Below are 8,777 nucleotides of genomic sequence, written 5' to 3' on the forward strand. Positions count from 1 at the left end.
TAATGTATATTAAACAGGTCAATATACTAGGGATTAGGAGTGGATGAAATGAAAGTTGCAAATTCAGTTTACGAATTAATCGGTAGAACTCCAATTGTAAAACTTAACAGATTAGTAGACGAGGACAGCGCGGAAATTTACTTAAAACTAGAGTTTATGAATCCTGGTAGCAGTGTTAAAGATCGTATTGCACTTGCGATGATTGAGGATTCGGAGAAAAAAGGTTTAATAAAACCAGGTGATACTATTATTGAACCAACTAGTGGAAATACTGGTATTGGATTAGCAATGGTAGCTGCTGCTAAAGGCTATAAATCAATTCTAGTAATGCCAGAAACAATGAGTATTGAGAGAAGAAACTTATTACGTGCATATGGCGCAGAATTAGTTCTAACTCCAGGTCCTGAAGGAATGGGAGGAGCAATTCGTAAAGCTGATGAATTAGCAAAAGAAAACGGGTATTTCGTTCCACAACAGTTTAATAATATTGCAAATCCTGAAGTTCACCGTTTAACAACTGGTCCTGAAATTGTTGAACAAATGGGAGACCAACTTGATGCATTTATTTCAGGAGTAGGTACAGGAGGAACAATCTCTGGTGCAGGAGCTGTTTTAAGAGAAGCTTACCCTGGAATTAATATTGTTGCAGTTGAACCTGAAGACTCTCCAGTTTTATCAGGTGGTAAACCAGGTCCGCATAAAATCCAAGGCATTGGAGCAGGTTTTATACCTGAAACATTGAACACGGATATTTATGATGAAATCGTTCAAATCAAAAATGACGATGCAATGGAAACAGCTAGAAAAGTAGCAAAAGAAGAAGGTATACTTGTAGGTATCTCTTCTGGTGCTGCAATTAGTGCTGCATTACAAGTTGCAAAAAAACTTGGAAAAGGTAAAAAAGTACTTGCGATTATTCCAAGTAATGGAGAGCGTTATTTAAGTACAGCATTATTCCAATTTGAGTAATTTTTTTGATGGATTAAATGATAAATTTAAAATCCCTTTGCAAGCTGCAAAGGGGTTTTTTGTTTTTCCATAAAATGCTTTGATGTATACTTCTTACTTTTTGTGTAAAATGAAAAAAGAAGCGCTATCAGAGGGGGATATTCACATGAATTATGAAATCTTTTCAAAAGTTATTAAATATACTACACCTTTCTTTAAACATTTTGTAGAAACGGCAAAAGAGAAAAAGAATGCCGTACTTCTTGAAAGTGGTCGTGACGGAAGATATTCAATTATGGCATCTAATCCTGTTGCGAAGTTATATGGGAAGGGTAATAAATTAACGGTCGAAGTAGGAATTGAAGGATATTCAGGAAAAGAGGAGTATTTAGGAAATCCAATTGATTTAGCAAAGGAATATCTATCTAAATACACAGTGGAAAAAAGAGAAGACCTACCACCATTTCAAGGTGGAGCAATCGGTTATTTCACATATGACTGTAACCATTATATCGAAGACCTACCAACAATGGCTGAGGATGTCTACAATATTCCAGATGTTTATTTATTAATCTTCCATGAAGTGGTTATTTATGACCATCAAGAAAATCAATTATATTTTATTGTAATAGATGAAATGAATAATGCCGATATGGCACAAGAACGAATAGATTCTTTAGAAGAGTTCTTCATTAGTGAAATAGAGAAAATCGATTTATCTAGAAGAACTTCTACCGAAGAGATTGCAAAAACAATTTATATGTCTGAACAAAAATTTACGGATGCTGTTGGAAATGTTAAAGAATATATCAGTGCGGGGGATGTATTCCAGGTGAATTTATCCGTGCTACAATCTGAGACGCTTGTAACAGAACCACTGTATATATATGAGCAGCTAAGAGAAATAAATCCTTCACCATATATGGCTTATTTAGATTTTGACGAGTTTCAAATTGTTAGTTGCTCACCAGAGCTATTAGTAGCAAAACGTGATCAAGAAGTTTGGACAAGACCAATAGCAGGTACAAGGTCTCGTGGTAAAACAGTTGAAGAAGAACAACAACTGATGGAAGAACTACGTTCAAATGAAAAAGAACAAGCTGAGCATATTATGTTAGTTGATTTAGAGCGCAATGATTTAGGAAGAGTATGCGAATATGGAACTGTTGAAGTAGACGAACTATTAGTAATCGAAAAGTATTCGCATGTAATGCACCTTGTTTCAAATGTTAGAGGTGAGCTACAAAAAGGTAAAGATTCATTTGACTTATTAAAAGCGGTATTTCCCGGGGGAACAATAACTGGAGCTCCAAAAATCCGTACGATGGAAATTATTGAAGAACTAGAACCGACCAAGCGTGGCATTTATACAGGTTCAGTTGGATGGATTAGCTTCACAGGGGATATGGAGATGAACATTACGATTCGAACAATGATTACAAAAGATCAGCAAGCATTTGTACAAGCTGGTGCTGGCATTGTTATTGATTCTAATCCAAAACATGAGTATTTAGAAAGTCTTAAGAAAGCTCAAGCTTTATGGACAGCTAAGAAAGTAAGTGAAGAAAAAGCACAGTTGGGTGGGAATGTAAAATGATATTAATGATTGATAATTATGATTCATTTACCTATAATCTAGTTCAATATTTAGGCGAATTAGGTGAAGAGTTAATTGTAAAACGGAATGATGAAATTTCTTTAGAAGAAATCGAAGCATTAGCCCCATCTTATTTGATGATTTCGCCAGGTCCTTGTACACCAAACGAAGCTGGAATCAGTTTAAAAGCAATTGAACACTTTGCTGGGAAAATCCCAATTTTAGGCGTATGTTTAGGTCACCAATCAATCGCTCAAGTGTTTGGTGGTGACGTAGTACGTGCAGAACGCTTAATGCATGGAAAAACATCGGCAATTACACATGAAGGTTTAGGATTATTTAATGATCTACCATCACCAATTGATGTTACACGATATCACTCTTTAATTGTTAAAAAAGAAACTTTCCCTCAGGAGCTTGAAATAACAGCTTGGACGAATGAGGGAGAAATCATGGCTTTAAAACATAAGACATTACCGATTGAAGGAGTACAATTTCATCCGGAATCGATCATGTCACAATTCGGTAAAGAAATGCTTAGAAACTTTTTACAAGCATATAAACCAACTAGGAGTACAGTATGAAACTATATTTTAATGGAGAATTCTTGAACGATCATGAAGTGAAAATATCTCCATTTGATCATGGCTTTTTATATGGTTTAGGAGTATTTGAAACATTTCGGATCTATAATGGGCATCCATTTTTATTATTTGATCATTTAAAGCGTTTAAGAAAGTCCTTATTGAACCTGAATATCGAGTGGAATTTGCTAGATGAGGAAATACAAAGAATTTTAAATAGGTTAATTGAATTAAATGGGTTACAAGATGCGTATATACGTTTGAATGTTTCAGCGGGTGAAGGTGAAATAGGTTTATACACTGGTCAGTATTCGAATCCAAATACCATCATTTTTATTAAACCTATGCATGAAAGTAATATCTTAGAGAAAGAAGGGGTAATACTAAATACCCCTCGAAACTCTCCTGAAGGAAAAGAGCGTTTAAAGTCTCATCATTATTTAAATAATATTATCGGGAAAAAAGAGATCGGTAACTCACCAAGTATAGAAGGAATCTTTTTAAACAAAGATGGGTTTCTTTCAGAAGGTATCGTTTCAAATCTCTTCTTTATTAACCAAGATCGACTATATACACCACACGTTGATACGGGAATCTTGAATGGGATAACGAGACAGTTCGTGATTCATTGGGCAACATTAAAAGGGATTACAGTTGAAGAGGGCTTTTACACAGAGCAAGAACTGTTAAAAGCGGATGAAATATTTATTTCAAACTCAATCCAAGAAATTATTCCAGTTACAGTAATTGGCGAGCGGAACTTTAATGTTAGTGAAAGTAGCGTAATAAAGGATTTGCAAAAGGATTATAGACTTCACCGAAAATCCTTATTAAGCATGAATGAAATGGAAAGAAGTGAACAAGTGTGAGAAGAGCAACAAAACCTTTGATTTGTGGAAATTACGCATTACCTATTCAGAATGAAACAATTGTAATGGGGATTTTAAACGTAACCCCGGACTCATTTTCTGATGGTGGTCGATACAACGAAATTGAATTAGCGATAGAACATGCAAAGAAGTTAATTGCTGATGGAGCAAAAATTATTGATATAGGTGGGGAATCGACAAGACCTGGAGCTGCCATAGTTGACGAAGACGAAGAGTTAAGAAGAGTTGTTCCGATTATTAAAGCATTATCTAAAGAAATTGATGTCCCAATTTCCATTGATACTTATAAATCTGAAGTGGCAAAACAAGCTGTTGAAGCAGGAGCTACTATCATTAATGATGTTTGGGGAGCAAAGAAAGACCCTAAAATTGCTGAAGTGGCGGCTGCGTACAATGTTCCAATTTGTTTAATGCACAATCGAACAGATGAAAACTATTATAGTTTAATGAGTGATCTTGTCTGTGATTTAGTTGAAAGTATTAATATAGCAAAACGTGCAGGTGTAAAGGATGAAATGATTATTTTGGATCCGGGTGTTGGTTTTGCAAAATCAGCTGGGCAGAATTTGGAAGTGTTAAACCAAATGGAGCAAATCAAAGCACTGGATTATCCAGTGTTACTTGGTACTTCTAGAAAAAGGTTTATAGGGGAAGTTCTTGGTACTGAAGTACATGAGCGAATGGAAGGTACAGGGGCTACAGTCTGTCTAGGTATTACGAAAGGCTGCGAAATTGTACGAGTACATGATGTATTAGCGATTTCGCGTATGGCTAAAATGATGGACGCAATGTTAAAGATTGGAGTAAAAAATGGATAAAATTTATGTAACAGGTATGAGATTTTATGGATACCATGGTGTATTTAAAGAGGAGAAAACATTAGGGCAACGATTCAATGTTGATTTAATTGTCGAATTAGATACAAAAAAAGCAGGAGAAACAGATGATTTGGCGTATTCAGTAAGTTACGCAGACTTATTTAAAACCTGCGAAGAAGTAGTTCAAGGTCAGTCTTATGATTTAGTTGAATCAGTGGCTGAAGAGATTGCCAAACAAATATTAAATACATATGGTTTAATTCAACAATGTACTGTAAAAGTCATAAAACCAGATCCACCAATACCAGGACATTATGATTTTGTAGCAGTTGAAATAACAAGAGGTCGCATATGAAAAATGAATCATATTTAAGTTTAGGAACGAATATAGGCGACCGAGAAGGTTTTCTTACAAAGGCTATTAGGGAATTAGTGAATCATCCCGACATTCAAGTAGAACAAATCTCTTCTATCTATGAAACAGACCCAGTTGGATACGTAGACCAAGATCCATTTTTAAATCTCGTTTTTAAAATTTCTACCAATTTGACACCACTTCAATTACTTGATGTTACGCAAGGAATCGAACAAAACCTTGGTAGAAAAAGGGAATTGCGTTGGGGGCCAAGAACAATAGACCTTGACATTTTACTCTTTAATCACGAAGATATAGAAGTTGAGCACCTAAGAATACCGCACCCGAGAATGTTTGAAAGAAGCTTTGTATTAATCCCCTTAAAAGAAATTAACCAATCAATTAAGGTTGAAACTAAATTTTTAGAGGATAAAGGAGTTCGATTATGGAAGCTGAAAAGTGGGGTAGACGGATTAGGGCTTTTAGAAAATTAAAAGGTTTTACCCAAGAAGGCTTTGCAAAAAACCTTGGAGTTTCTGTTTCGGTGTTAGGTGAAGTTGAGCGAGGGAATCGTATGCCGACTGAACAGTTTTTGCATGATTGTGCAAAACAATTAAAAGTAAGTGTAGAGGAATTATCAATATAGAGTTTTATTGTAATAGAAGGAGGATGGGATGTGCTAAAAATTGGTGACATCGAGATGAAAAATCCCGTCGTATTAGCACCGATGGCCGGAGTTTGTAACTCAGCTTTCCGTTTGACAGTAAAAGAATTTGGTGCAGGTTTAGTATGCGCAGAGATGGTAAGTGATAAAGCGATTCTTCACAATAATAAAAGAACATTAGATATGCTTTATATGGATGAACGCGAAAAGCCATTAAGCTTACAAATTTTTGGTGGTGAAAAATCAACATTAGTTGAAGCTGCTAAGTACGTTGACGAAAATACGAATGCAGATATTATTGATATTAATATGGGGTGCCCTGTTCCTAAGATTACAAAAGTAGACGCAGGAGCTAAATGGCTTTTAGACCCAAACAAAATTCATGAAATGGTATATGCTGTAGCACAGAATGTAAGTAAACCAGTTACAGTTAAAATGCGTCTTGGATGGGATGACGATCACATTTATGTAGTAGATAATGCAAAAGCAGTGGAAGCAGCGGGTGGTAAAGCAGTTGCGGTCCATGGGCGAACTCGTTACCAAATGTATGAAGGGAAATCTGATTGGAGCTGGATTAAAGAAGTTAAAAATCAGGTTTCGATTCCTGTAATCGGTAATGGGGATGTGGAGACTCCTCAGGATGCCAAGCGTATGTTAGATGAAACAGGCTGTGATGGCGTAATGATTGGACGTGCTGCATTAGGAAATCCATGGATGATTTATCGTACAGTTAAATACTTGGAATCTGGAATTTTAATGCCTGAGCCAGAAGCACGAGAAAAAATTGATGTATGTTTATTGCATTTAGACCGATTAATTGATCTGAAAAATGAACATGTAGCTGTAATGGAAATGAGAAAACATGCAGCATGGTATTTAAAAGGGTTGAAAGGCAATGCATTAGTTCGAAATCAAATTAACGAGGTTGGTACTCGTGCTCAAATGGTTGAAGTATTAACAACATACGTTAATGAAGTGGAAGAAAAAATGAAAGCTACTCAAGCTTTGTAAGTTTGACAGGTTTCGCTTGACAAAATATAATAAGTTATAGTAAACAAAACTGCCAGATCGAAATACTGGCAGTTTTTCTATTAAAATCATATTGTATTTAAATATTTATTGAATAATTACGTGGAGTTGAGAAAATGAGTCACGAAGAATTAAATGATCAAGCCCTTATACGTAGGGAGAAATTAAAAACACTTGAAGGAAAAGGTATCGATCCATTCGGTAAAAAGTTTGTGCGCACACATTCTTCAAATGATTTATTAGCACAATTTGACCAGTTTTCTAAGGAAGAATTAGAAGAAAAAGCGATTGTTGTTTCATTTGCAGGTCGAGTAATGACTAAACGTGGTAAAGGTAAAGCTGGGTTTGCGCATGTTCAAGATTTAAATGGACAAGTTCAAATCTATGTTCGTAAAGATGCTGTAGGCGAAGAACAATATGAAATCTTTGATATTACTGATTTAGGTGACATTGTAGGTGTTACTGGTGTGGTATTCAAAACGAATGTAGGGGAATTATCTATTAAAGTTAAAGAATATACATTCCTTTCAAAAGCGCTATTACCACTTCCTGATAAATTCCATGGTTTACAAGATGTTGAACAACGTTACCGTCAAAGATATTTAGATTTAATGAATATGGATAGCCGACAAACATTTATTGCTCGCAGTAAAATTATCCAATCTATGAGACGTTATTTAGATAGCCAAGGTTATTTAGAAGTTGAAACTCCTATGCTACATGCTATTGCAGGTGGAGCTTCTGCAAGACCGTTTATCACTCATCATAACGCGCTTGATATGGAATTATATATGCGTATTGCAATTGAGCTACACTTAAAACGACTAATTGTAGGTGGACTTGAAAAAGTTTATGAAATTGGTCGCGTATTCCGTAATGAAGGTATTTCTACTCGTCATAACCCAGAGTTTACGATGATTGAATTATATGAAGCTTATGCTGATTATGCTGACATTATGGAACTTACTGAAAATCTAATTGCTCATATCGCTAAAGAAGTTTTAGGTACTACTACTATTCCTTACGGTGAGTACACAGTTAACCTAGAGCCAAAATGGACTAGACTTCATATGGTAGATGCGATTAAAGAAGCTTGTGGAGTAGATTTCTGGCCAGAGATGTCAGTTGAGCAAGCAAGACAATATGCTAAAGAACATAATGTTGAAGTTAATGAGAATATGTCTGTTGGTCATATTATTAACGAATTCTTTGAACAAAAAGTTGAAGAAACATTAATTCAACCTACATTTATTTATGGTCATCCTGTAGAAATTTCACCGCTTGCGAAAAAGAATGCTGACGATCCACGTTTTACTGATCGTTTTGAGTTATTTATTGTGGCACGTGAACATGCTAACGCATTTACAGAGTTAAATGATCCAATTGATCAAAAAGAGCGTTTTGAAGCACAGCTTAAAGAACGTGAGCTTGGTAATGACGAAGCACATATGATGGATGATGATTACATCGAAGCATTAGAGCATGGTATGCCGCCAACTGGTGGACTTGGAATAGGTATTGATCGATTAGTTATGTTGTTAACTAATTCTCCTTCAATCCGTGACGTGTTACTGTTCCCATTAATGAGACATAAATAAGATTTAACTAACTGGCTAAAGGAATACTTTTAGCCAGTTTTTTTATGAATGGATGTATCTTTTTAAAGGAATAAGGACATCATTTATTTATTGAAATCCGGTATAAACTATCTGAATAAAAAGAATTTAAAATTAGGTATTGTATTTTGTTTTTATAGGTGTTATATTATTAAACGTTGTCACATTAACACGAAATGACAACGAAAAAAACTTTTTAAAAAACATTGACAGCATTCGATAGAAAATGTTAAGATGTTTAAGTCGCCTCAGAGTGACAAGGTGAACTTTGAAAAC

10 protein-coding genes are annotated in these 8,777 nt (G+C 35.2%); all 10 read left to right on the top strand.

Annotated elements, in window-relative coordinates:
* The first annotated feature begins 48 nt into the window (after window positions 1-48).
* Window positions 49-969, top strand: a complete 921-nt coding sequence (gene cysK / locus ABEY15_RS23330; RefSeq protein ID WP_069033972.1) for a cysteine synthase A — start codon at window positions 49-51, stop codon at window positions 967-969.
* 145 nt (window positions 970-1,114) lie between these two features.
* Complete coding sequence (locus ABEY15_RS23335; protein ID WP_429892365.1) at window positions 1,115-2,545, top strand: anthranilate synthase component I family protein; 1,431 nt, start codon at window positions 1,115-1,117, stop codon at window positions 2,543-2,545.
* Window positions 2,542-3,129 (top strand): aminodeoxychorismate/anthranilate synthase component II, encoded by a 588-nt coding sequence (gene pabA / locus ABEY15_RS23340; RefSeq protein WP_429892366.1) that lies wholly within the window; start codon window positions 2,542-2,544, stop codon window positions 3,127-3,129. The genes ABEY15_RS23335 and pabA overlap by 4 nt, the downstream gene beginning before the upstream one ends.
* Window positions 3,126-3,998 carry an aminodeoxychorismate lyase gene (gene pabC, locus ABEY15_RS23345; RefSeq protein ID WP_429892367.1) on the top strand — a complete coding sequence of 291 codons (873 nt, stop codon included), beginning with the start codon at window positions 3,126-3,128 and terminating at the stop codon, window positions 3,996-3,998. The genes pabA and pabC overlap by 4 nt, the downstream gene beginning before the upstream one ends.
* 65 nt (window positions 3,999-4,063) lie before the next feature.
* Complete coding sequence (folP, locus tag ABEY15_RS23350; RefSeq protein ID WP_429892373.1) at window positions 4,064-4,837, top strand: dihydropteroate synthase; 774 nt, start codon at window positions 4,064-4,066, stop codon at window positions 4,835-4,837.
* Window positions 4,830-5,192, top strand: coding sequence for a dihydroneopterin aldolase (gene folB, locus ABEY15_RS23355; protein WP_429892368.1), 363 nt, complete (start codon window positions 4,830-4,832; stop codon window positions 5,190-5,192). Before folP ends, folB begins: the two co-directional genes overlap by 8 nt.
* Window positions 5,189-5,686 (top strand): 2-amino-4-hydroxy-6-hydroxymethyldihydropteridine diphosphokinase, encoded by a 498-nt coding sequence (gene folK, locus ABEY15_RS23360; RefSeq protein WP_429892369.1) that lies wholly within the window; start codon window positions 5,189-5,191, stop codon window positions 5,684-5,686. Before folB ends, folK begins: the two co-directional genes overlap by 4 nt.
* A complete protein-coding gene (locus ABEY15_RS23365) occupies window positions 5,638-5,838 on the top strand; it encodes a helix-turn-helix domain-containing protein (protein ID WP_056474403.1) in 201 nt (66 codons plus the stop codon). The genes folK and ABEY15_RS23365 overlap by 49 nt, the downstream gene beginning before the upstream one ends.
* A gap of 30 nt (window positions 5,839-5,868) precedes the next feature.
* Entirely contained in the window at window positions 5,869-6,867 is a 999-nt protein-coding gene (gene dusB, locus ABEY15_RS23370) for a tRNA dihydrouridine synthase DusB (RefSeq protein ID WP_429892370.1), read from the top strand.
* 134 nt (window positions 6,868-7,001) lie between these two features.
* Entirely contained in the window at window positions 7,002-8,483 is a 1,482-nt protein-coding gene (gene lysS, locus ABEY15_RS23375; RefSeq protein WP_069033980.1) for a lysine--tRNA ligase, read from the top strand.
* The last annotated feature ends 294 nt before the right edge of the window (window positions 8,484-8,777 follow it).

The organism is Gottfriedia acidiceleris, assembly GCF_050457485.1.
In the GTDB taxonomy this organism is placed as follows: Bacteria; Bacillota; Bacilli; order Bacillales; family Bacillaceae_G; genus Gottfriedia; species Gottfriedia acidiceleris_D.